The organism is Variovorax sp. V93, assembly GCF_041154485.1.
In the GTDB taxonomy this organism is placed as follows: domain Bacteria; phylum Pseudomonadota; class Gammaproteobacteria; order Burkholderiales; family Burkholderiaceae_C; genus Variovorax; species Variovorax beijingensis_A.
The window spans coordinates 4,081,972-4,104,055 of record NZ_AP028669.1; the positions used below are offsets into that span (position 1 = coordinate 4,081,972).

The 22,084-nt window shown below is 66.2% G+C and carries 23 protein-coding genes; 13 read left to right on the plus strand and 10 right to left on the minus strand.

Going from position 1 to position 22,084, the window contains the following annotated elements:
• Positions 1–165 precede the first annotated feature (165 nt).
• Complete coding sequence (gene xdhC, locus ACAM54_RS19255; protein WP_369648633.1) at positions 166–972, minus strand: xanthine dehydrogenase accessory protein XdhC; 807 nt, start codon at positions 970–972, stop codon at positions 166–168.
• Positions 973–1,025: 53 nt separating this feature from the next.
• Between xdhC and ACAM54_RS19260 the strand changes: the two genes are divergently transcribed.
• On the plus strand, positions 1,026–1,526 hold the full coding sequence (locus ACAM54_RS19260; RefSeq protein ID WP_369648634.1) for a hypothetical protein: 501 nt from the start codon (positions 1,026–1,028) through the stop codon (positions 1,524–1,526).
• A gap of 155 nt (positions 1,527–1,681) precedes the next feature.
• On the opposite strand, the gene uraH is transcribed toward ACAM54_RS19260, so the two are convergent.
• On the minus strand, positions 1,682–2,032 hold the full coding sequence (gene uraH / locus ACAM54_RS19265) for a hydroxyisourate hydrolase (RefSeq protein ID WP_145745360.1): 351 nt from the start codon (positions 2,030–2,032) through the stop codon (positions 1,682–1,684).
• Positions 2,033–2,123: 91 nt separating this feature from the next.
• Here uraH and ACAM54_RS19270 point away from each other — a divergent pair, with 91 nt between their 5' ends.
• The 5 genes from ACAM54_RS19270 to ACAM54_RS19290 all read left to right on the plus strand — a co-directional run bounded on the left by ACAM54_RS19270 (position 2,124) and on the right by ACAM54_RS19290 (position 7,793).
• The gene (locus ACAM54_RS19270; RefSeq protein ID WP_225612662.1) at positions 2,124–2,789 is read left to right on the plus strand and encodes a GntR family transcriptional regulator; all 666 of its coding nucleotides are present in this window, start codon (positions 2,124–2,126) and stop codon (positions 2,787–2,789) included.
• 7 nt (positions 2,790–2,796) lie between these two features.
• Positions 2,797–3,768, plus strand: coding sequence for an allantoinase PuuE (puuE, locus tag ACAM54_RS19275; protein WP_309926950.1), 972 nt, complete (start codon positions 2,797–2,799; stop codon positions 3,766–3,768).
• Positions 3,765–5,543 carry a 2-oxo-4-hydroxy-4-carboxy-5-ureidoimidazoline decarboxylase gene (gene uraD, locus ACAM54_RS19280; protein ID WP_369648635.1) on the plus strand — a complete coding sequence of 593 codons (1,779 nt, stop codon included), beginning with the start codon at positions 3,765–3,767 and terminating at the stop codon, positions 5,541–5,543. The genes puuE and uraD overlap by 4 nt, the downstream gene beginning before the upstream one ends.
• A gap of 10 nt (positions 5,544–5,553) precedes the next feature.
• Positions 5,554–6,789, plus strand: coding sequence for an ArgE/DapE family deacylase (locus tag ACAM54_RS19285; protein ID WP_145745365.1), 1,236 nt, complete (start codon positions 5,554–5,556; stop codon positions 6,787–6,789).
• 92 nt (positions 6,790–6,881) lie between these two features.
• Positions 6,882–7,793, plus strand: coding sequence for an alpha/beta fold hydrolase (locus ACAM54_RS19290; RefSeq protein ID WP_369648636.1), 912 nt, complete (start codon positions 6,882–6,884; stop codon positions 7,791–7,793).
• On the opposite strand, the gene ACAM54_RS19295 is transcribed toward ACAM54_RS19290, so the two are convergent.
• A complete protein-coding gene (locus ACAM54_RS19295) occupies positions 7,756–9,072 on the minus strand; it encodes an aminotransferase class V-fold PLP-dependent enzyme (protein ID WP_369648637.1) in 1,317 nt (438 codons plus the stop codon). The two genes, ACAM54_RS19290 and ACAM54_RS19295, sit on opposite strands and share 38 nt — an antisense overlap.
• Before the next feature lie 4 nt (positions 9,073–9,076).
• The gene (locus tag ACAM54_RS19300) at positions 9,077–9,970 is read right to left on the minus strand and encodes an amino acid ABC transporter substrate-binding protein (RefSeq protein ID WP_369648638.1); all 894 of its coding nucleotides are present in this window, start codon (positions 9,968–9,970) and stop codon (positions 9,077–9,079) included.
• 140 nt (positions 9,971–10,110) lie between these two features.
• Between ACAM54_RS19300 and ACAM54_RS19305 the strand changes: the two genes are divergently transcribed.
• The gene (locus ACAM54_RS19305; RefSeq protein WP_369650999.1) at positions 10,111–11,031 is read left to right on the plus strand and encodes a LysR family transcriptional regulator; all 921 of its coding nucleotides are present in this window, start codon (positions 10,111–10,113) and stop codon (positions 11,029–11,031) included.
• A gap of 5 nt (positions 11,032–11,036) precedes the next feature.
• Complete coding sequence (locus ACAM54_RS19310; protein WP_369648639.1) at positions 11,037–11,507, plus strand: SET domain-containing protein; 471 nt, start codon at positions 11,037–11,039, stop codon at positions 11,505–11,507.
• A 22-nt stretch (positions 11,508–11,529) separates the two neighbouring features.
• On the opposite strand, the gene ACAM54_RS19315 is transcribed toward ACAM54_RS19310, so the two are convergent.
• The 5 genes from ACAM54_RS19315 to ACAM54_RS19335 form a co-directional block, all read right to left on the minus strand.
• Positions 11,530–12,363 carry an IclR family transcriptional regulator gene (locus ACAM54_RS19315; RefSeq protein WP_369648640.1) on the minus strand — a complete coding sequence of 278 codons (834 nt, stop codon included), beginning with the start codon at positions 12,361–12,363 and terminating at the stop codon, positions 11,530–11,532.
• Positions 12,364–12,468: 105 nt separating this feature from the next.
• Positions 12,469–13,188 (minus strand): SDR family NAD(P)-dependent oxidoreductase, encoded by a 720-nt coding sequence (locus ACAM54_RS19320; RefSeq protein WP_369648641.1) that lies wholly within the window; start codon positions 13,186–13,188, stop codon positions 12,469–12,471.
• A gap of 13 nt (positions 13,189–13,201) precedes the next feature.
• The gene (locus tag ACAM54_RS19325) at positions 13,202–14,140 is read right to left on the minus strand and encodes a tripartite tricarboxylate transporter substrate binding protein (RefSeq protein WP_369651000.1); all 939 of its coding nucleotides are present in this window, start codon (positions 14,138–14,140) and stop codon (positions 13,202–13,204) included.
• Positions 14,141–14,238: 98 nt separating this feature from the next.
• The gene (locus ACAM54_RS19330; RefSeq protein WP_369648642.1) at positions 14,239–14,982 is read right to left on the minus strand and encodes an SDR family NAD(P)-dependent oxidoreductase; all 744 of its coding nucleotides are present in this window, start codon (positions 14,980–14,982) and stop codon (positions 14,239–14,241) included.
• The gene (locus tag ACAM54_RS19335; protein ID WP_369648643.1) at positions 14,979–15,506 is read right to left on the minus strand and encodes a 2,4'-dihydroxyacetophenone dioxygenase family protein; all 528 of its coding nucleotides are present in this window, start codon (positions 15,504–15,506) and stop codon (positions 14,979–14,981) included. Before ACAM54_RS19335 ends, ACAM54_RS19330 begins: the two co-directional genes overlap by 4 nt.
• A gap of 201 nt (positions 15,507–15,707) precedes the next feature.
• Here ACAM54_RS19335 and ACAM54_RS19340 point away from each other — a divergent pair, with 201 nt between their 5' ends.
• Genes ACAM54_RS19340 through ACAM54_RS19350 form a run of 3 tightly spaced genes read left to right on the plus strand, consistent with a single transcriptional unit; the run spans position 15,708 to position 18,774 of the window.
• Positions 15,708–17,201 (plus strand): NCS1 family nucleobase:cation symporter-1, encoded by a 1,494-nt coding sequence (locus ACAM54_RS19340; RefSeq protein WP_369648644.1) that lies wholly within the window; start codon positions 15,708–15,710, stop codon positions 17,199–17,201.
• A 30-nt stretch (positions 17,202–17,231) separates the two neighbouring features.
• Positions 17,232–17,969, plus strand: a complete 738-nt coding sequence (locus tag ACAM54_RS19345) for an aspartate/glutamate racemase family protein (RefSeq protein WP_369648645.1) — start codon at positions 17,232–17,234, stop codon at positions 17,967–17,969.
• 49 nt (positions 17,970–18,018) lie between these two features.
• On the plus strand, positions 18,019–18,774 hold the full coding sequence (locus ACAM54_RS19350; RefSeq protein WP_145745379.1) for a GntR family transcriptional regulator: 756 nt from the start codon (positions 18,019–18,021) through the stop codon (positions 18,772–18,774).
• A 28-nt stretch (positions 18,775–18,802) separates the two neighbouring features.
• Here the strand turns inward: ACAM54_RS19350 and ACAM54_RS19355 are convergent, their stop codons facing one another.
• Positions 18,803–19,498 (minus strand): TetR/AcrR family transcriptional regulator, encoded by a 696-nt coding sequence (locus ACAM54_RS19355; RefSeq protein WP_145745381.1) that lies wholly within the window; start codon positions 19,496–19,498, stop codon positions 18,803–18,805.
• Positions 19,499–19,639: 141 nt separating this feature from the next.
• Between ACAM54_RS19355 and ACAM54_RS19360 the strand changes: the two genes are divergently transcribed.
• A complete protein-coding gene (locus ACAM54_RS19360; protein ID WP_369648646.1) occupies positions 19,640–20,698 on the plus strand; it encodes an SDR family oxidoreductase in 1,059 nt (352 codons plus the stop codon).
• A gap of 15 nt (positions 20,699–20,713) precedes the next feature.
• Complete coding sequence (locus tag ACAM54_RS19365) at positions 20,714–21,976, plus strand: alpha/beta hydrolase (protein WP_369648647.1); 1,263 nt, start codon at positions 20,714–20,716, stop codon at positions 21,974–21,976.
• Positions 21,977–22,084 lie beyond the last annotated feature (108 nt).

Below are 22,084 nucleotides of genomic sequence, written 5' to 3' on the forward strand. Positions count from 1 at the left end.
CTGCTCACCACTGCGGGCGCTGTAAGCAGAGAAAGTGCCGCGAACGCAGGCTCCATGAAAAAATGGGCCTCGCTCCGCTGCGGCTTGTTGTGGACCGAAAGTGTATACAGTTTTGGCAAGTGACGGGATGCTTTTTTGATGGCGTCGCCGCCGGGAAAACCCTGTTCAGCCCAGCGATTGCAACAACTGTGCCGCCACCGCCACCGCGATCACCTCGGGCTCCTTGCCCGTGATGCCGGGCACGCCGATCGGGCAGGTGATGCGGGCCAGCTCGTCGGGCGTGAAGCCCCGCGCCTCGAGCCGGTGGCTGAAGGTGGCCCACTTGGTCTTGCTGCCGATCAGGCCGATGTAGGGCAGGTCGCCGTGCGCGCGCAGGCGCTTCAGGCAGGCGATGACGATGTCCAGGTCTTCGGCGTGGCTGAAGCTCATGATCAGCACGCGGCTGCCCGGCGCGAGCCCGGCCACGGCGTCCTGCACGGGCTCCGAATGCTCGGTCTCGATCTGCGCCGGCAGCGCCTCGGGAAACACGCCGTCGCGGCTGTCGATCCAGCGCACCGAAAACGGCAGCCCCGCCAGCAGCCGCGCGAGCGCCGCGCCCACGTGGCCGCCGCCGAACAGCGCCACGGGCTGGAGCTGCGCGACCAGCTCACGCTGCAAGGCCGGCGCATCGGCGGCCGTGATGCGGCGGTACGAGAGAAACACCACGCCGCCGCAGCACTGGCCCAGGCTCGGGCCGAGCGGATAGCGTTCGACGCCGTCGATGGCGCGCCGCCCGGCGAGCAGTTCGCGCGCTTCCTGCGTGGCCTGGAACTCGAGCTGGCCGCCGCCGATGGTGCCCGTGAGCCCTTCGGCCCACACCGCCATCCAGGTGCCCGCCTCGCGCGGCGCCGAGCCCTGCGTGGATTCGACGCGCACCAGCACCGCGTCTTCGCGGGCCAGGCGTGCCATCAGCTGATCGACCAGGCCGTTCATTCTCGATACCTTCGGTTGCGGGGGTGCGGGTGACTCACGGTATAAACCAGACGATGAACCGTCAGCTTACGCCGCGCCGTCTCGCCCTCCTGGCCTCTTCCCTTTGTGCCCTCTGGATCGCCGGATGCGGCACCACCGGTTCGGTGCCCGGCCAGCTCAGCAGCGCCACGGCCGACCGCGGCGCCAGCGGCCCCGCGCCGCGCGCGTCCAACGCGGCTACCGCGCGCGACTACCGGCGCGATGCCGCGCGCCATATCTACGAGATCAACCGCTCGCGCATCTATGGCGGCCAGCTGCCGCCGCTGCTCTATGCCGTGGGCACGCTGCAGGTGAATCTCGATGCCGGCGGCCGCGTGGTGTCGATGCACTGGATGCGCGCGCCCAAGCATGCGCCCGAGGTCGTCGCCGAGATCGAACGCATGGTGCTGAAGGCCGCGCCCTTCCCCGCCGCCACCCGTCTCGGGCCGGTCACCTGGACCGACACCTGGCTCTGGGACAAGAGCGGGCGCTTCCAGCTCGATACGCTGACGGAAGGTCAGCAGCAGGGGGACTGAGCGCGAGCCGAGTCCCCGGTTTGGCTCCCTCCCCTTCCGGGGGAGGGTTGGGGTGGGGGCACGCGGCGCATCCATCGGGCACGGGGGCAGCCCCCATCCCGGCCTTCCCCCGGAAGGGGAAGGAGCAATACCTCCCCCTTTGACTCCGTGGACGATCACGACCCGCGGTAGGTCGAGTAGCTCCACGGGCTCACCAGCAGCGGCACGTGGTAGTGCTGGTCGGTGTGCGCCACGCCGAAGTCCAGCGACACCTTGTTCAGGAAGTTGGGCTCGGGCAGCTTCACGCCGCGCGCCTTGAAGTAGCCCGCCACGTCGAACACCAGCCGGTAGGTGCCGGCCTTGAGCGAGTGGCTGTCGTAGAGCGGCGCGTCGCTGCGGCCGTCCGAATTCAGCGTGAAGCGCTTCACCAGCGTGGCGTCGTCGCCCTGGGTGGTGTACAGCGCCACCTCCATGCCGGCCGCGGGGCCGCCGTGCATCGTGTCCAGTACGTGAGTGCTCAAGCCCATGGGGTGCTCCTTCGAAGGTCGAATCAGGTGCGGGAAATTCCGGTGGACAAAAGTGTATACAGTTACCGGCTTTGGGTCTATCATGAAAAACATGGAGTCCTCCACCACCCGTTCGATCGTCGACGCGCTCACCAAGGCGATCGTCGAGCACCGGCTGCAGCCCGGCACCAAGCTGGCCGAGCAGAAGCTGGCCGACCACTTCGGCGTGTCGCGCACGCTGGTGCGCCAGGCGCTGTTCCAGCTGTCGCAGAACAAGCTCATCCGCCTGGAGCCCGCACGCGGCGCCTTCGTGGCGGCCCCGGCGGTCGACGAGGCCAGGCAGGTGTTCGCGGTGCGCCGCATGCTCGAGGCCGAAATGACGCGCGAGTTCGTTCGCACCGTCACGCCGGCCAAGATCAAGGCGCTCAAGGAGCACGTGGCGCTGGAGAAGTCCGCCGTGTCGGGCGAGGACATCTCGGGCCGCACCGAGCTGCTCGGCGACTTCCACGTGCGCATGGCCGAGCTCATGGGCAACCAGGTGCTGGCGCAGATCCTCGGCGAGCTGATCTCGCGCTGCGCCCTCATCACGCTCATGTACCAGAGCACCAGCGCGGCCGAGCACTCCAACGACGAGCACGCCGACATCGTGAAGGCGCTGGCCGCGCGCGACGAAGAGCGCGCCGTGCGCCTCATGACCGAACACCTGGAGCACGTCGAGGCCAACCTGACCTTCGACCGCAAGGTGCCGACCAACGACATCTCGCTTGCACTGTCCTGAACATTCCATGACCGTCTACGACACCACCCTGCCCTACCCGCGCGACCTCGTCGGCTACGGCCGCAACCCACCCCATGCCCAGTGGCCTGGCGGCGCGCGCATCGCGGTGCAGTTCGTCCTCAACTACGAAGAGGGCGGCGAAAACGCCACGCTGCACGGCGACGCGGGCTCCGAGCAGTTCCTTTCGGAGATGTTCAATCCGGCGAGCTTCCCGGACCGCCACATCAGCATGGAAGGCATCTACGAATACGGCTCGCGCGCGGGCGTCTGGCGCATCCTGCGCGAGTTCGAGAAGCGCGGCCTGCCGCTCACCGTGTTCGGCGTGGGCATGGCGCTCGAGCGCTACCCCGAGCTGGCCGCGGCCTTCAAGGAACTCGGCCACGAGATCGCCTGCCACGGCTGGCGCTGGATCCACTACCAGAACCTCGACGAGGCCACCGAGCGCGAGCACATGCGCCTGGGCATGGAAGCCATCGAGAAGCTCACGGGCGAGCGCGCCCTGGGCTGGTACACCGGCCGCGACAGCCCGCGCACGCGCCGCCTCGTGGCCGACTACGGCGGCTTCGAATACGACAGCGACTACTACGGCGATGACCTGCCCTTCTGGATGAAGGTGCAGAAGACCGACGGCACCGTGGTACCGCAGCTCATCGTGCCCTACACGCTCGACTGCAACGACATGCGCTTTGCGCTGCCGCAGGGCTACTCGCACGCCGACCCGTTCTTCCAGTACATGAAGGACAGCTTCGACGCGCTCTATGCCGAAGGCGACCCGCAAGGCGACAACAGCCCCAAGATGATGAGCATCGGCATGCACTGCCGCCTGCTCGGGCGGCCCGGCCGCATCACCGCGCTGCAGCGCTTTCTCGATCACATCGGCCAGCACGAGGGCGTGTGGGTCTGCCGGCGCGTGGACATCGCGCGCCACTGGAAGCAGGCGCATCCCTTCGAAGCGGCCGCCACAGGAGACCCGTCATGAGCCTGACCCTCGACCAACTGAACGCCGCAACGCCGGGCGATGCCCTGGCGATGCTCGACGGCACCTACGAACATTCGCCGTGGATCGCCGAGCGCGCGCTCGCAGCGCGCCCGTTCCGCTCGCTCGCGCAGCTGAAGCATGCGCTCGTGCAGGCGGTGGCCGCGGCCTCGGCCGACGAAAAGCTGGGACTGATCCGCGCCCACCCCGAACTCGCGGGCAAGGCCATGGTCAGCAAGACGCTCACGGCCGAATCGACCCATGAGCAGGGCAAGGCCGGCCTGACCGACTGCACGCCCGAAGAGTTCGCGAAGATCCAGCAGCTCAATGCCGACTACAACGCGAAGTTCGGCTTTCCGTTCATCCTGGCGGTGCGCGGGCCGCGCGGCACGGGGCTTTCGAAGCGCGAGATCATCGACACCTTCGAGCGCCGGCTGCACCATCACCCGGACTTCGAGCTTGGCGAGGCGCTGCGCAACATCCACCGCATCGCCGAGATCCGGCTCGACGACAAGTTCGGCGCCGATGTCTCGCTCGGCAACGACGTGTGGGACTGGCACGAAGCGCTCTCGGCGCACACCGACCCGGGCTATGCCGAGAAGGGCCAGCTCACCGTCACCTACCTGACCGATGCGCACCGCGCCTGCGCCGCGCAAATTTCAAACCTGATGCGCGATTGCGGCTTCGACTCGGTGCACATCGATGCGGTCGGCAATGTGGTCGGGCGCTACGAAGGCGCGACGCCCGGTGCCAAGGCGCTGCTCACCGGCTCGCACTACGACACCGTGCGCAACGGCGGCAAATACGACGGCCGCCTGGGCATCTTCGTGGCCGTAGCCTGCGTGCGCGAGCTCAAGCGCCAGGGCCGGCGCCTGCCGTTCGCATTCGAGGTGGTGGGCTTTGCCGAGGAAGAAGGCCAGCGCTACAAGGCCACCTTCCTGGGATCGGGCGCGCTCATCGGCCACTTCGATCCGCGCTGGCTCGACCAGAAGGATGCCGACGGCATCACCATGCGCGAGGCCATGCGGCACGCGGGCCTGAAGGAAGAAGAAATTCCGAAGATCCAGCGCGACCCGGCGCGCTACCTCGGCTTCGTCGAGGTGCACATCGAACAGGGTCCGGTGCTCACCGAGCTCGACGTTCCCCTGGGCATCGTCACCTCCATCAACGGCGGCGTGCGCTACGTGGGCGAGATGATCGGCATGGCCAGCCATGCCGGCACCACGCCGATGGGCCGGCGCCGCGATGCAGCCGCTGCGGTGGCCGAGCTGATCCTTTTCGCCGAGCAGCGTGCGGCGAAGGACGGCGACTCCGTCGCCACCGTGGGCATGCTCGAAGTGCCGAGCGGCTCGATCAACGTGGTGCCCGGACGCTGCAAGTTCAGCCTGGACATCCGCGCACCCAACGATCCGCAGCGCGACGCCGTGGTGCGCGACGTGCTGGCCGCGCTGCAGGAGATTGCCGATCGCCGCGGCGTGCGCTTCGTCATCGAGGAGGCCATGCGCGCAGCCGCCGCACCCAGCGCCCCCGAATGGCAGCAGCGCTGGGAAAAGGCGGTCGAATCGCTCGGCGTGCCGCTCTTTCGCATGCCCAGCGGCGCCGGCCACGACGCCATGAAGCTGCACGAGGTGATGCCGCAGGCCATGCTCTTCGTGCGCGGCATCAACTCGGGCATCAGCCACAACCCGCTCGAATCGAGCACCAACGACGACATCCAGCTCGCGGTGCAGGCTTTCCAGCACCTGCTGGACAACCTCGCCGCCGAACAAGCCCACTGAAAAGAAAACCATGACCGACTACGCCAAGCTCGACGCCTGGATCGACGCCCACTTCGACGAGGAAGTGCAGTTCCTGCAGCAACTGGTGCAGGTGCCCACCGACACGCCGCCCGGCAACAATGCGCCGCATGCCGAGCGCACGGCCGAGCTGCTGAAGGACTTCGGCCTGGAGGCAGAGAAGCACGCCGTGCCTGCGCAGGAAGTGAAGGACTACGGCCTCGAGTCGATCACCAACCTGATCGTGCGCCGCAAGTACGGCAAGGACGGCGACGGTGGCCGCACCGTGGCCCTGAACGCCCACGGCGACGTGGTGCCCCCGGGCGAAGGCTGGACGCACGACCCCTACGGCGGCGAGATTGCCGACGGCAGCCTCTACGGCCGCGCGGCCGCCGTGAGCAAGAGCGACTTCGCGAGCTTCACCTTCGCGCTGCGCGCGCTCGAGGCCGTGGCCAGGCCCGCCAGGGGCAGCGTCGAACTGCACTTCACCTACGACGAGGAATTCGGCGGCATCCTCGGCCCGGGCTGGCTGCTCAAGCAGGGCCTGACCAAGCCCGACCTGATGATCGCGGCCGGCTTCAGCTACGAAGTGGTCACCGCCCACAACGGCTGCCTGCAGATGGAAGTGACGGTGCACGGCAAGATGGCCCACGCCGCCATCCCCACCACCGGCGTCGATGCGCTGCAGGGCGCGGTGAAGATCCTCAATGCGCTCTACGCGCAGAACACGCTCTACCAGCAGGTGACGTCGAAGGTCGAGGGCATCACGCACCCCTACCTCAACGTCGGCCGCATCGAAGGCGGCACCAACACCAACGTGGTGCCCGGCAAGGTGGTGTTCAAGCTCGACCGCCGAATGATCCCCGAAGAGAACCCGGCCGAGGTCGAAGCCACCATCCGCCAGGTGATCGCCGGTGCGGCCGCGGAAAGCACCGGCATCACGGTCGAGATCAAACGCCTGCTGCTGGCCAATTCGATGAAACCGCTGGCCGGCAACAAGCCGCTGGTCGATGCGATCCAGAAGCACGGCCAGCAAGTCTTCGGCGAGCCGATCAAGGCCATGGGCACGCCGCTGTACACCGACGTACGTCTCTATGGCGAAGCCGGCATTCCGGGCGTGATCTACGGCGCCGGCCCGCGCACCGTGCTCGAGTCGCACGCCAAGCGCAGCGACGAGCGCGTGGTGCTCGAGGACCTGCGCCGCGCCACCAAGGTGATTGCGCGCACGCTGAGCGACCTGCTGGCCTGATCGAACGCAGCGCCCGCGTTGCGGGCGTCCGACGCCGCGCATCAGTCGGCGCCTACAAGCGCCTTCGCGCCCCGGCGTGCAGCATGGGTTGCATGATCGAACGCAGTTCCACGCCCACCCTCACGGCCGATGCCCATGCGGTCGCGCATCGCTTCGTCGAAGTCGAGGGGATGCAGATCTTCTACCGCGAAGCCGGCCCGCGCGATGCGCCGGTGCTGCTGCTGCCGCACGGCTATCCATGCTCGTCGTTCCAGTACCGCCGGCTCATGCCCGCGCTGGCGGACCGGTGGCGCCTGGTGGCGCCGGACTACCCGGGCTTCGGCCTCAGCGACACGCCGCCCGCCGAGGCCTTCGGCTTCGACTTCGATGCCTATGCGGGCTTTCTGGAGGCCTTCTGCCGCAAGCTGGGCCTCGATCGCTACGCGCTCTACCTGCACGACTACGGTTCGCAGATCGGCCTGCGCCTGGCCATCCGGCATCCGGAGCGCGTGGCCGCTGTGATCATCCAGAACGGCGACATCTACGAAGACACGCTCGGACCCAAGTACAAGGCCATCCAGGCCTTCTGGCGCGACCCGTCCGCAAAGAACCGCGCGGTGCTCGAAGAAGCAGTGAGCGAAGAGGGCTTCCGCGCCGAGTTCGTCGGCGAGGTTTCCGAAGCCCAGGCCGCGCAGATTCCACTCGACCTGTGGAGGCTCCATTGGCCGCTGATGAACACGCCGCAGCGCCGGGAGCTCGCACGCCTGCTGATGGAAGGCCTGAAGGAAAACCTCGAATGGTTTCCGCGCTACCAGGCCTGGCTGCGCGAACACCAGCCGCCCGCGCTCATCGTCTGGGGGCCGAACGACGGCTACATGCCCGAGGCCTCCGCGCGCGCCTACCTGCGCGACCTTCCGAAGGCCGAGCTGGTGCTGACCGACGGCGGCCACTGGCTGCTGGAGACGCATCTCGCGCAGGTGGTGCCTGTCATCCGGCGCTTCCTGTCCGCGGTCCATTCGCGCTGAGCGCGATCTCCCGCGTCACGCGCAGGAACTTCTCCATGTCGGCCGCCGAATGGCAGTGCAGCGGCGAAACCCGCACGGTGCCTTCGAGGCCGAAGGAATCGAGCATGCGCTTCGAATAGATGCTGCTCGCCACGCGCTCGTAGACCGTCACGCCGCGCTTGCCGTACTCGACCACCGCCTGCGTGCAGTCGAGGTGCTCGAAGCCGATGCCGATGATCAGGTCGCGCTTCGTCAGGTCCGGATGGTCGAGGAAGACCTTCACGCCCTCGATGCTGCGCAGGCCGGCGGCGCCGCCGCTTCCGTCCAGCAGCGCCGACAGCAAGGCCCGCTCGTGCAGCTCGATGTGCGCAATGCCCGCTTCGAACAAGGCCCGGCGCTCGGTGGCATCGGAGAAATGGCCGCCGAGCCAGCACACGTAGTCCACGATCTCGGTGAGCACGGCAAACTGCCAGGGCGCGGAGCTGCCCAGGTCCCAGAAGTCGGGCTTCTTGCCCGCCAGCTTGTGGTGCGGCAGCCGCGCCGCGCGGTCCGACACCCACGACAGGCCCGAGCCCCGGCAGCCGAAGAACTTGTAGGGCGCCATGTTGATGCCGTCCACCGGCGTCTTCTGCAGGTCGATCAGGCCGTGCGGCGCATGCTGCACGGCGTCCACCACGATGTAGAGATCGGGCTTGATCTCGCGCGCGCGCCGCACGATCTGTTCCAGGTCGAGCTTGGCGCCGGAGATGTTCGAGGCATGGATCACGTTGAGCAGGCAGGTGTTCTCGTCCACCAGCCGCACGATCTCGTCGGCATCGACGCCGCCGGTCTCGCGGTTGCTTTTCGCCACCCGCAGTTCGCGGCCGGCCTTCTGGGCATAGAGGCTCATCGCATCGAACGACGAGGGATGCTCGAGCACGGTGGTGACCATGTTGGTGCCCGGCACGTTCTCGGCCACTGCGCGCACCATGTCGAACATCGCGCCCGATGCCGTCAGCGACGCATAGACGCTGCCGCCCCGTGCATTGAGGATGGTGCGCACGTCGTCGGTGCCCCTGGCCTGGATCTGCTGCAGCTCGACGGCGGTGGCGTGGATGCGCTCGGCGTTGTCGGGAATGGCATCGACCTGCGCGAAGCGCTCGGCCGCGGCCTTGAGCCGGAACGAGCCGCCTGCGTTGTCGAAATAGAGGCGCTCGCGCCCGTGGTGGTCGTGGTCGACGTTGAGAAAGCGCTGCTTCACTTCGCGCATCAGCGCATCGGAAAACGCCAGGCCATTGGCGTGCTGCGTGTTTGCCGGCATCTCTTCAAACGCCCTTGTTGTTCGGGTTCCTGTAGGCCTCGCGCACCGCGTCGGACATCGGGAAGTTGAGGTTCACGTTGCGCGGCGGAATGGGTGACATGAACCACTTCGCATAAAGCTTGTCGATGGCGCCGGACTTCATCATCTCGGTCACCGTCTGGTCGACGATCGCCTTGAACTCGGGGTCGTCCTTGCGCATCATGATGCCGTAGGGTTCCTGGCGCAGCACGTCCTTCAGCAGCTTGTAGTCGGAGGCGTTGGGCTGGTTGGCGATGAGGCCGGCCAGCTGCACGTCGTCCAGCACGTAGGCCGCGGCACGGTCGCTCGCGAGCAGCAGGAAGGCATCGGCCGTGTCCTTGCCCGCGATCTCCTGCACCTCGATGTTCTCGGTCTTTCGGAAGCCGCGCAGCAGCTGCATCGAGGTGCTGCCGGCCACCGTGGCCACGGTCTTGCCCTGCAGGTCGGCGATCGAGTTGATGCCCGAATTCTTCTTCACCGCGGCCGTGATGTTGGTGACGAAATGGCTCGGCGCGAAGTCGACCTGCTGCTGGCGCTGCACGGTGTTGGTGGTGGTCGCGCAGTCGAGGTCGACCGTACCGTTCTGCACCAGCGGAATGCGGTTGGTCGAGTTGAGCAGCGTGTAGCGCACCTCGATCTTCTGCAGGCCGAGCCTGGCCTTGATGGCGTCCACCACCTTCAGGCAGATCTCGTTGGTGAAGCCGATGGGCGCACTTTCGGCGCCGGTCTTGTAGGAGAACGGAATCTGCGTGTCGCGGCTGCCGATCTGCACCGTGCCCGTTTCCTTGATCTTGCGCAGCGTGGGGCTCTCCTGTGCGGCCGCGGCGCCGCAGAGCAGCGCAATGCTGGCGCCGAATGCGAGGGACAGTTTGAAGTTCATGGGATGTTCCTTTGAAGATGAGGCAGGAAGTACACGGGACAACACGGGCGCATCTTCGGCGTGGCTTCAAATTTCCAAAAGCGATTTTTTGTGATTGAATAAGATGAATAAAAGTATTCAATCCAAGGGCCTGCATCATGATGACCTTCAAGCAGCTCGAGGCCCTGTACTGGATCGCCAAGCTGGGCGGCTTTGCGCAGGCGGCCAACCAGCTCCATACCTCGCAGTCGGCCGTGTCCAAGCGGGTGCACGAACTCGAGCTGCTGTTCGACACCGAGCTGTTCGACCGCAGCCAGCGCACCGCGCGGCTCACCGAAAAGGGCGAGGAGATGTTCGTGCTCGCCTCCCGGCTGCTCGAGCAGCGCGACGCCGCGGTCGAGCAGTTCAGCAAGCCCGGCGTGGTGGAGCGGCGGCTGCGCATCGGCGTCACCGAGCTCACGGCGATGACATGGCTGCCTCGGCTGGTGGGCCTGATCCAGCAGCACTACCCGAAGGTCATCCTCGAGCCCGACGTGGACGACAGCCTGCAATTGCGCGACAAGCTGCTGGCCGACGAGCTCGACCTGGTGATCGTGCCCGACACCTTCGCCGATTCGCGCATGCAGAGCAAGGCCATCGGCGAAGTGAAGAGCGCCTGGATGTGCAAGCCCGGCGTAGTGCGTGCCACCGGCGCCGTGCGGCTGCACGAACTCGCGCGCCACCGCATGCTGGTGCAAGGCAGCAATTCGGGCACCGGGCGCGCCTACGACGCCTGGATGAAGGACCAGGGCGTGCAGCCCGCCGACACCATCGTGGTGAGCAACCTCGTGGCGCTGACCGGGCTCACGGTGTCGGGCCTGGGCGTGAGCTACCTTCCACGCCAGTGCCTGGACCCGCTCGTCTCGGCCGGCATGCTTGCGGTGATCGACGTGGCGCCCGCCCTGCCGGTGGTGCGCTACGTGGCCATGCACAAGGGCGAGCACCGCAGCGCGCTGACCTCCTCCATCGTGATGCTGGCGCAGGAATGCTGCGATTTCACGCGCATGTTCCAGGCGCAGGCCGACGAAGAGCCTGCAAAATGAGCGGCATGAAACCCCGCAAGCAGACCTCGTCCACGCCCCACATCCGCGTCGGCCCCAGCGGCGTGCACGGGCTCGGCGCCTTCGCGACACGCGACCTGCCCGCCCAGGCCTTCCTCGGCCTCTACGAAGGCCGGCGCTACACCCAGCAGGAGATCGCCGCCAGGACGTGGAACGACCAGCTCACCTACCTGTTCACGCTCTCCAACCAGGAAACGATCGATGGCGCCAAGGGCGGCAACGGCACGCGCCACCTGAACCACGCCTGCGACCCCAACTGCGAAGCGGTCGAGGAGTACGACGACGCGGGTGAACTGATGCTCAAGTTCCAGACCCTCGTGGCGGTGGACGCGGGCGACGAGTTGTTCATCGACTATTCCCTGACCGCGGACGATGGATCGACCGCCGAGAAATACCCCTGCCATTGCGGCTCGCCGAACTGCCGGGGGACGATGCTGGCTCCGGTGGACGCGGATTGACCACCCGCCGAAAAAGCACCTGCTAGAGCATGTCGCTGGCAGAGATCGAGGGCGTCTGGGCGATGCGCTCCGAGATCACGCGACAGGACTCCAACAAGGGCGCGACATAGCTCTGCAGCGGATCTTCCTTCTGGCGAAACACTAGCGTGCTGACACTGATCGCCGCCACCGGCGCACCGCCCGCGCCGCGGATGACGGCCCCGAAGCAGTAGATGCCGGGTTCGTTTTCCTCGTTGTCCACCGCCCAGCCACGCTCGCGGGCCTCGCGGATCAGCGCGTGCAACTGCGCCGGGTCGACCGGCGTGTTGGCGGTATAGCGCGGCATCGGCAAGTCCTTGAGCAGCTTCTTGACCGCGCTGTCATCGAGTGCTGCCAGGTAGGCCTTGCCGACGGCCGTCGAGTGCAGGGACACGCTGGTGCCGATGCGCGAGGCCATGCGCACCGCACTCGGGCTCTCGAGCTTCTCGATGTAGACCATGCTCGTGCCGTTGGGCACGGCCAGGTGCACCGTCTCGCCGGTGATGTCGCGCAGGCGCTTGAGTTCGTCCACCGCCGCCAGGCGCAGCTCGGAGCGGCCCCAGCTGCGACTCGCCAGCTGGATCAGGCGCGGTCCCAGAGCGAAGGTGGCGCCGAGCGCCTGCTCCACCAGCAGGCGCTCGGCCACCAGGGCGGCGACGATCCGATGCACTGTCGGCCGCGGAAAGCCGGTCGCGCGCATCAGGGCCGCAATGTTCATCGGCTCTTGCGCATCCGCCACGAGTTGCAGCACCTGCATGAACTTGGAGAACGCAGCCGTGCCCGCCACTTGCGGCTTGACGGGCGCCGGCGCGGCGCGGGAACTGGACGATGCGGGCATCAAACGACGATCGGAAGGAGGGACGGCTCGGGTGGAGGCCTTCGATTATCCCCACGAACTCCGTCATGCAACTTCCTTCAGCCAGGTCGTGTCGGCGAGGCGCTCTCAGCTCACCATATAGCCACCGTCGACCGGCAGGATCACCCCGGTCATGAAGGCCGCGGCCGGCGTGCACAGGAACATCGCAGCGCGCGCCACATCGTCCGGCGTGCCCCAGCGGCCCATGGGCGTGCGCGCCAGGATGGGACCGGCGCGCGCCGGGTCGTCCTGCAGCGCCTGCGTCAGCGGCGTCGCGATCCAGCCCGGTGCCACCGCGTTGACGCGGATGCCATCGGCCGCATAGGCGATCGCCAGCGACTTGGTGAGCTGCGCCACGCCACCCTTGCTGGCCGCATAGCCGGGCACCAGGCCGCCACCGAAGAAGCTCAGCATCGAGGCCGTGTTGACGATGCAGCCACCGCCGACCTTGAGCCGCTCGCGCGTCGCGCTGCACACCCGCATGGTGCCGGTGAGGTTCACCGCGAGCACCTTCTCGAAAACTTCGAGGTCATGCTCGGCACCGCGCTGGATGATGCCGGCGCAGTTGAAGACGATGTCGAGCCGGTCGATGCCTGCCAGCGCAGCGTCGAGGCTTTGCGCCGAGGTCACGTCGGCCTCCTTCACCTCGACGGTGGCGTCCAGCGTGCCGTCGCCCTTGCCCAGCCCGATGGCGGTGACCCGGGCACCCAGCGCGGCCAGATGGTTGGCGATGACGGCGCCGATGCCCTGGGTCGCACCGCTGACCAGCGCGCGCCTGCCGTTGAAAAGTCCTGCTTGATAGGTCATGGCGCCGGCACTCTCAGTTCTTGATATCCAGCTTGCCCATCAGCGCCTTGAAGTAGGCGTTGTCCTTGGCCATGTTGGCCTTGAAGGCCACGTCATCGGCATACGAGAAGCCCAGGTTCTGCTTGTCCAGCACCTCGCGGAAGGCCGGCTCGCCGGCGGCCTTCTGGCTCAGGTTCTTCAGGTAGGCCACGACTTCCGGCGGCGTGTTCTTCGGCGCCGCAATGCCCCGCCAGGTACCGATGACCAGATCGATGCCGCGCTCCTTCAGGGTCGGCACCTTGTCGAAGCCCTTGACGCGCTGCTCGGCCATCACCGCCAGCGTCTTGAGCTTGCCGGCCTGCACGTACGTCGTGACCTCGGCGGGGCTCACTGCGACGGCGTCGATGTGGCCACCCAGCAGCGCCAGCACAGCCGGGCCGGCGCCCTGGAACGGCGTGTGGTTGAACTTGGCGCCGGTCTTGTCTTCCAGCGCGGCGGCCGCGAGATGCCAGATGGAGCCGTTGCCGGCATTGCCCATGCTCAGCTTGCCGCTGTCCTTCCTGGCCGCGGCAAGAAATTCCTCGATGGTGTTCCACGGGGCATCCGCGCGCACGGTGATGGCGGACTGGTCGGCGTTCAGGCGGGCGATGGGCGTCAGGTCCTCATAGGTGAACTTCGCGAGGCCCATGTGCGGCAGCGTGGTGAGTTCCACCGTGACGACCGCCAGGCGATAGCCGTCGGGCTTGGCGTTGACCACGTCCTGCCAGCCGATCGCGCCGCTGGCGCCCGGCTTGTTGACGATGATCATGCTCTGCGGCATGTGCTTGCGGGTGGCATCGGCAAAGGCACGTGCCAGGGCATCGGTGCCCCCACCCGGCTGGAAGGGCACCACCAACTCGATGGGCTTGCTCGGAAAGCCGGCCGGCTGTGCCGACGCGGTGCCGGCAGCCAGCACGGCCGCGGCGGGAAGCATGCCGAGCACCGCCAGGCGGCGCAGGCGTTGGGCGAAGCGAATCATGGACAAAGTCTCCGTGGTTGTAAAAGGAAAGAAGGGAATCCGTCGGCGCTCGGTCAGTACGTGGCCCGTCCTCCGGACAGGTCGAACACGGCGCCGGTGTTGAAGCTGCAGGACCCCGAGCAAAGCCAGGCCACCATCTCGGCCACTTCGCTGCTTTCGCCCAGCCGCTGCATGGGGCTCTTGTCGATCATGGCCTGCACATGGGCGGGCGCCATCTGCTCCAGGATGGGCGTGCGCACGGCCGCCGGCGCAATCGCATTCACCAGGATGCCCGTGCCCGCCAGTTCCTTGCCGAGCGACTTGGTCAATGCGAGCACGCCCGCCTTGGCCGAGCTGTAGGCGGAGGCGTTGGGCGTGCCTTCCTTGCCGGCCAGCGAGGCGATGTTGACGATGCGCCCCGCCCCGGCCCGGCGCAGATGGGGCACCAGCGCGCGGCAGGCGTGAAACGTGCCGACCAGGTTGACATCGACGATGCGGCGCCACATCTTCGGGTCGTACTCGGCCAACGGCACGGTCGGGCCGGCAAAGCCCGCGCTGTTCACGACGAAATCGATGCGGCCGAAACGGGCCGCGGTTTCGCGGGCCGCGCCCTCGACGCTGGCCAGGTCGCTCACGTCGACGCGCCAGGCGTCGTCGTCGCTTGCACCAGGCTCGGCCAGGTCCCACACGGCGACATGCGCTCCGCTTTCTCGAAGGCGTTGGACCACTTCCGCGCCGATACCGCTGGCGCCGCCGGTCACGACACCGAACCGGCCCGCGAAGTCGTAGCGGGCCATTGCAAGGCGCCCGCCGGTCATCGAATGAACTGCTTGGCGTAGTCCGCGCCCAGACCGACGGACTCGAAGTGCTTGCGGCACATGTCGATCTTGGTGAACACATCCTCGTAGCCCATGCCCTTGCCCCAGGGATCGGTGTAGTACATGACCCCGTTGACCTGGAAGTACGTGATCATTTCCTCGACGTCTTCGGGAACGTAGAGCGTGTGCGTTTCGCCCGGCGGCTCGAAGACGTAGCTGCCTTCGGTGGCTTCCCAGTCATGCTCGAGGTAGCGCCAACGGCCCTTCAGCACGAAGCCATGCACCGCCTGCGGATGGCGATGGCGGCTCAGCACGCCCGACTTGCGCACGCGCAGCAGATTCATCCAGTAGCCCTGGCTCGCATTCAGGCACAGCGGGCGGAACCAAACGTTCTCGGCCTGTGGCACCCACAGGCGCTCGTCCGTCGGGATGGCGTGAGGAACCACGATCTCGGGCAGTGCATCCGGCGGGTTCGGGTATTGATAAGGGGTCTTCGGGTTCGCGTCGGAATCATCGAGAGGCATATGCGTTGTCCATATTGTGGATATATGTCCATATTATAGATTTCACTGTTTGAAGGTCCCTCAGGGAATCTACGGATATATGATCCGCCGGATGGACTTGATTGCACACTGTTTTTGTATACAAATAACGCACCCGATAGCCGGTGCGGAAATTTGCGCTGGAACGGTCCCTCCATCCACCCATTCGCACGAGGAAAGACCATGAGCACAGTCGTCAGCCAGGCCCCCGCGGGGGCAAGCGAAGCCGGCCATGCGCCGCATGCCGAATCCAATGCGCTGATCAAGCCCGGCTACCACCCGCGGCTGACCAACGAAGACCTGGCCCCGCTGCGCAAGCAGACCTGGGGCCAATACAACATCTTTGCGTTCTGGATGTCCGACGTGCACAGCGTGGGCGGCTACATCACGGCCGGCAGCCTGTTCGCGCTGGGCCTGTCGAGCTGGCAGGTGCTGGTGTCGCTGCTGGTGGGTATCGTCATCGTGCAGTTCTTCTGCAACCTGGTGGCCAAGCCGAGCCAGGTGACGGGCGTGCCCTACCCGGTGGTGTGCCGCGCGCCCTTCGGCGTGCTGGGCGCCAACATCCCGGCCATCATCCGCGGGCTGATCGCGGTGGCCTGGTACGGCGTGCAGACCTACCTGGCCTCGGCCGCCTTCATGGTGCTGGCGCTGCACATGTTCCCGAACCTCGCGCCGTATGCCGACGTGGCCCAGCACGGCTTCGTGGGCCTGTCGACGCTGGGCTGGGTGGCGTTCATGATCATGTGGGTGCTGCAGGCCTTCGTGTTCTGGCACGGCATGGAAGCGATCCGCAAGTTCATCGACTGGGCCGGACCGGCCGTGTACGTGGTGATGGCCGTGCTCTGCGGCTGGCTGGTGTGGAAGGCCGGCTGGAGCAACATCGACCTGAACCTGGGCGGGATCAAGTTCCAGGGCTGGGACGCGCTGCCCGTGATGCTCTCGGCCATTGCACTGGTGGTGAGCTACTTCAGCGGCCCGATGCTCAACTTCGGCGACTTCTCGCGCTACGGCAAGAGCTTCGACGCGGTGAAGAAGGGCAACTTCTGGGGCCTGCCGGTCAACTTCGTGTTCTTCTCGCTGCTCACGGTGATCACCACCGCCGCCACGCTGCCGGTGTTCGGCGAGCTGATCACCGATCCGGTGCACACCGTGGGCAAGATCGACAGCACCACCGCCGTGGTGCTGGGCGCGCTGACCTTCATGATCGCCACCATCGGCATCAACATCGTCGCCAACTTCGTCTCGCCGGCCTTCGACTTCTCGAACGTGGCGCCGCAGCACATCAGCTGGCGCACGGGCGGCATGATCGCAGCGGTGGGATCGGTGTTCCTCACGCCGTGGAACCTCTACAACAGCCCCGAGGTCATCCACTACACGCTGGACGTGCTGGGCTCGTTCATCGGCCCGCTGTTCGGCATCCTGATTGCCGACTACTACATCGTGCGCAAGCAGCAGATCGACGTGGACGCGCTCTACACCATGAGCCCCAAGGGCGAATACTGGTACAGCGGCGGCTACAACCCGAAGGCGATCCAGGCGCTGATCCCCTCCGCGCTGGTGCCGATCCTTTGCGTGATGGTGCCGGCGCTGCGCGGTGGCGCGAACTATGCATGGTTCATCGGCATGGCACTGGGCTTCGTCATCTATGCCCTGCTGAACCGCAACAACAAGACTTGAAACACTGAAAGAGAAAGAAAGGGCCGCGCCGTGCGCATCAAGATCATCAATCCCAACACCACCTGGAGCATGACCGAGAAGATCGGCGCCTGCGCCCGCGCGGTGGCGAGCGCCGGCACGGAGATCGTCGCGGTCAGCCCGGCCATGGGGCCGGTCTCCATCGAGAGCCACTACGACGAGGCGCTGGCCGTGCCCGGCCTGCTGCAGGAAATTGCGGCCGGCGAGCGCGAGGGCATCGACGGCTACGTGATCGCCTGCTTCGGCGATCCGGGCCTGAAGGCCGCGCGCGAGCTGGCGCGCGGCCCGGTGGTGGGCATTGCCGAGGCGGCGATGCACCTGGCCAGCATGGTGGGCAGCCGCTTCAGCGTAGTGACCACGCTGGGCCGCACGATGGGCCAGGCCTGGCACCTGGCCGAGATCTACGGCATGGAGCGCTTCTGCGCCAAGGTGCGCGCCTGCGAACTGCCGGTGCTCGAACTCGAGGAGCCCGGCTCCAACGCGCGCGAACGCATCGTCGACGAATGCCGGCGCGCGCTCGAGGAAGACGGCTCCGACTGCATCGTGCTGGGCTGCGCCGGCATGACCGACCTGTGCGAGCACATCGGCGGCCTGCTCGGCGTGCCGGTGATCGACGGTGTGGCCGCGGCCACCAGGCTCGTCGAGTCGCTGGTGGCGTTGAAGCTTTCGACCAGCAAGCGAGGCGAGCTGGCCCATCCGCTGCCCAAGGCCATGAAGGGCGCGCTCGAGGGCTTCACGCTGCGCGGCTGACGGTGCCCGGCGCGAGCGCGGCGGCCACCCGCTGAGCCACAATCTGCGCATGCCCCGCGCCAGCACCAAATCCACCGCACCCCCTGCCACCGCCGCTGCGGCCGAGAACGCAGCGCCCGCCAACGACAAGGCCAGTTCCATCGAAAGCATCGCGCAGGACATCGCTACCGCGATCGTCGAGAAGCGCCTGCCGCCCGGCACCTGGCTGCGCGAGGAGGCGCTGGGCCGCGTCTATTCGGTGAGCCGCACCAAGATTCGCGCGGCCTTGCTGATGCTCTCGAAGGACAAGCTCATCGAGATGATTCCCGACAAGGGCGCTTTCGTGTGCCAGCCCACGGTGCAGGAGGCGCGCGAGGTGTTCGCGGTGCGCCGCATCCTCGAAAGCGAAGTGGTGCGCCTGTTCATTGCCAATGCGCGGCCGCGCGACTACCAGGTGCTGGAGCAGCACATCCGCTTCGAGCGCACCGCGCTGCGCCAGACCACCACCACGGGCACCGTGCGGGAAAAGGTGCTGGGCGATTTCCACGTGGCGCTGGCCGAGGCCACGGGCAACAAGACGCTGGCCGAGCTGGTGCGTGAGCTGGTGGCGCGCAGCTCGCTGATTGCCATGCTCTACCACTCGTCGAACGACCCGCATTGCTCGTCGGACGAGCACTCCGATTTCCTGCGCATCTGCCGCAAGGGCGACACGGAAGGCGCGGTGGCCTGCATGATCGACCACCTGGAGCGCATCGAGGCCAGCCTGGAGCTCGGCACCGAGAAGCCCGACCGCCAGCTCGACCTGGTGAAGGCCCTGCTGGCCTGAAAAGGGCTTCCCGAGCCCCTGTTCCAGCTCAGCGCCTGGTTTTCGCAGCGCGCTTCTTCGGCTCGCGCGCAGCGGGGCCATCCGATGCGACGGCAACCGCTTCCAGGCCTTGCGCACCTGCAATCAGCCCGCGCAGGAAAACCATGATCAGGCGTCCCGAGGGATCGGGGCGCGTGCTCATCCGCTGCAATGCCAGCCCGTGCGACAGGGCCATGAAGGCTGCGGCCAATTCGTCCGGTGCGGCAGGAGGCGTGCGCCCGAGCTTGTCGAACAACTGACCGATCACGCCGCCGATTTCGGATCGGTGCCTGTCCCACACCTTCTGGTACTCCTGCGCGAAGCTTCGACTGCGGTTGGCATGCAGCTGAAGCTCGATGGAAAGCATGCACCAGTCGGCATCGCGATTGAGCGTGGAAGCCCAGGCTTCCAGCTCGGCAAGCATCTGCTCGGGCTCTTGCCGCTCGTCGCCCATGACCTTGAAAAGCTGCAACGCTTCGGCTTCCATGTGCCGCCGCAGCAACTCCAGCAGGACGTCCTCCTTGCTCGAAAAGTTCGAATAGAAGGCGCCTTGGGAGTAGCCCGCCTTGTCCGCGATGTCGCGGATCGACGCGCCCCCATAACCGTTCGACACAAACAGGTGCTGCGCGGTCTCGATCAAGCGCTCGCGCGTCTGCGCCCGGCTTTCCTCGCGGGTCAGGCGCGTTTTTGCTGTCGTCGGGGTCATGGTCGAAAAGATATCACATGAACTTTGAATAGCGCCTGCCTTCCAGGTCACAGTCCGGAATCTCACATTCGAATATCACTTGATATTTGAAAACGGCGAAGGTACATTCAAAACTCATTTGATTTTTGAAGTTCGATTGATATGGAAAATCCAAAGCCCCTGAGGACCGCGTTCGTCACTGGCGCGACCGGCCTTCTCGGCAACAACCTCGTGCGCGAGCTGGTCGCGCGCGGCGTCTTCGTCAAAGCCCTTGTTCGCTCGAAGGCCAAAGGCCAGCAGCAGTTTGCGGGGGTGAAAGGCGTCGAGCTGGTGCTGGGCGACATGGCCGACGTGCCCGCGTTCTCCAGTGCGCTGCAAGCGTGCGACGTGGTGTTCCACACCGCCGCGTTCTTCCGGGACAACTTCAAGGGCGGCAGCCACTGGGAAGAGCTCAAGCGCATCAATGTGGACGGCACCCGGCAGCTCATCGAGCAGGCCTACGGTGCCGGCATCCGGCGCTTCGTCCAGACCTCGTCCATCGCGGTGCTGAACGGCGAGCCGGGCGTGCCCATGGACGAGACCTGCCTGCGCGAGCTGGCGGATGCCACAGACGACTACTACCGCAGCAAGATCATGGCCGACCAGGTCGTGCGGGCCTTTCTGGGCACGCACCCGGACATGCATGCGAGTTTTGTCCTGCCCGGATGGATGTGGGGACCGGCCGACATCGGTCCCACCTCGTCAGGACAGTTCGTCAACGATGTGGTGCTCGGCAAACTGCCCGGGCTGGTGCCCGGCAGCTTTTCCGTTGTCGATGCCCGCGATGTGGCAAAGGCGCAGATCTCGGCCGCGGAAAACGGCCAGCGCGGCGAGCGCTATCTGGCAGCCGGGCGCCACATGACGATGCAGGAACTGGTGCCCCTGGTGGGAAAGATCGCGGGCATCCGCACGCCGACACGCCACCTGCCCTTTCCGCTCCTGTACCTGCTGGCGGCGGTGCAGGAACTCTATGCGCGGGCCACCGGAAAGCCCATCTTGCTCAGCCTGGCCACCGTGCGGCTGATGCGCAAGGAGGCAGGGCGCAGCCATTTCAACCACACCAAGAGCGAGCAGAAGCTTCACCTGAAGTTTCGCCCGATCGAGCAAACCGTGGCCGACACGCTCGCCTGGTATCGCGGCAATGGCTGGCTGCCTGGTGTGCCGACCCGAACCGAATCCTGAACAAGGGGAAAAACCGTGACGAACAGATTGATCCTGAAACTCTCGACAGCCTTCGCAGCTTTTCTTTGCATCGCAGCAGCGCCGCAAGCATCCGCGGCCCGGAGTCTCCCGGCCGCCAAGGCCGCGGACAGCATGGCCGAGTTCTGCAGCAAGGGGCAGGCGGAGTATCCGCAGGGCATCGCCCGCATGCACCCCTCGTTCAAATTCAACATCTGTTGGTGGCTCGAGGATGCCGGCATCGATGCAAGCACCTTCGACGACATCGCCGCAGCGCTGCCGGAACACGGCGGGCCATCGCAGGCGATCTGGCAGGCGACCTTCAGCCAGCCCGCCCAACTGCACCTGGAACGAGCCCGCGCATCCGAAGCGCGAGGAAACAATGCTGCCGCATCGGTCGAATACAGGAAGGCCGCTTTCTACCTGCGGATGAACCGGCTTCCCAAGCGTGTTCCCACCGCCGATCTGCAGGCGACCGAACGAGCCCATGCGCTCCTGGGAAAGCCGCTCCAACGCATCGCATTCAAGACCGGCGCGAAAGAATTCACCGGCTACTTCCGGGCGCCGCCTGCACGAACAGGCCGCAACGAGAAGCTGCCGGTACTGGTGATTCTCGGCGGCCTCGACAACCTGAAGACCGAGATGATCCGGCACAGTGATTACTTCATGGGTCGTGGCTTCGCAACCATCATTGTGGAAAACCCGGACACCGGAGAGAACCAGCTCGGGTTCCGGCCGGAGTCCCATGTGATGTTCGACGCCGTGGCGGACTACATCAAGACCCGCAGCGACCTGGACGCCAGCCGGGTGGCCTTGTACGGCTGGAGCATGGGCGGCTATCTGGGAACGCTTGGCGGGCTGAGCAACGACTTCTACAAGGCCGTGGTCAATGTGGGCGGCCCCAGCGATGCGAGCTTTGGACAAGCGCATTGCAAGGTGGCGCCTGCCTGGATCGTCGCGCCCTACACCGTGTTTGCGAACATGAATCCGCAGACCACACCGCGTGAAGCGATGTGCGAATACTACGAAGCATTCCAGCTCTCGCGCCAGTTGAAGATGCCGACCGCGGTGCAGCTGCGCAAACCCATTCTCATGGTGAACGGCGCGCACGAGGATCTCGTCTCCAGAGATGAGCCCGCCGCTCTGGCAGCGCTCGGCTTCAACGTGACGCAACTGGTGTTCGGGGATGACGGCCACACGGCGGAATCGAACATGAGTGAGCACTTCGAGTTCACGGCGAACTGGCTCATTCGGCGACTGAAGATCGAGATGGGAGACTGATTCGGGTTTACCTGAATCCGGATTGCCGCATAAATTGTATACAGTTTCGCGTACACAACTGGTGTGCGCGACGGCTCTGCGACGCGCATCACTGCTCGTTCCCCTCGC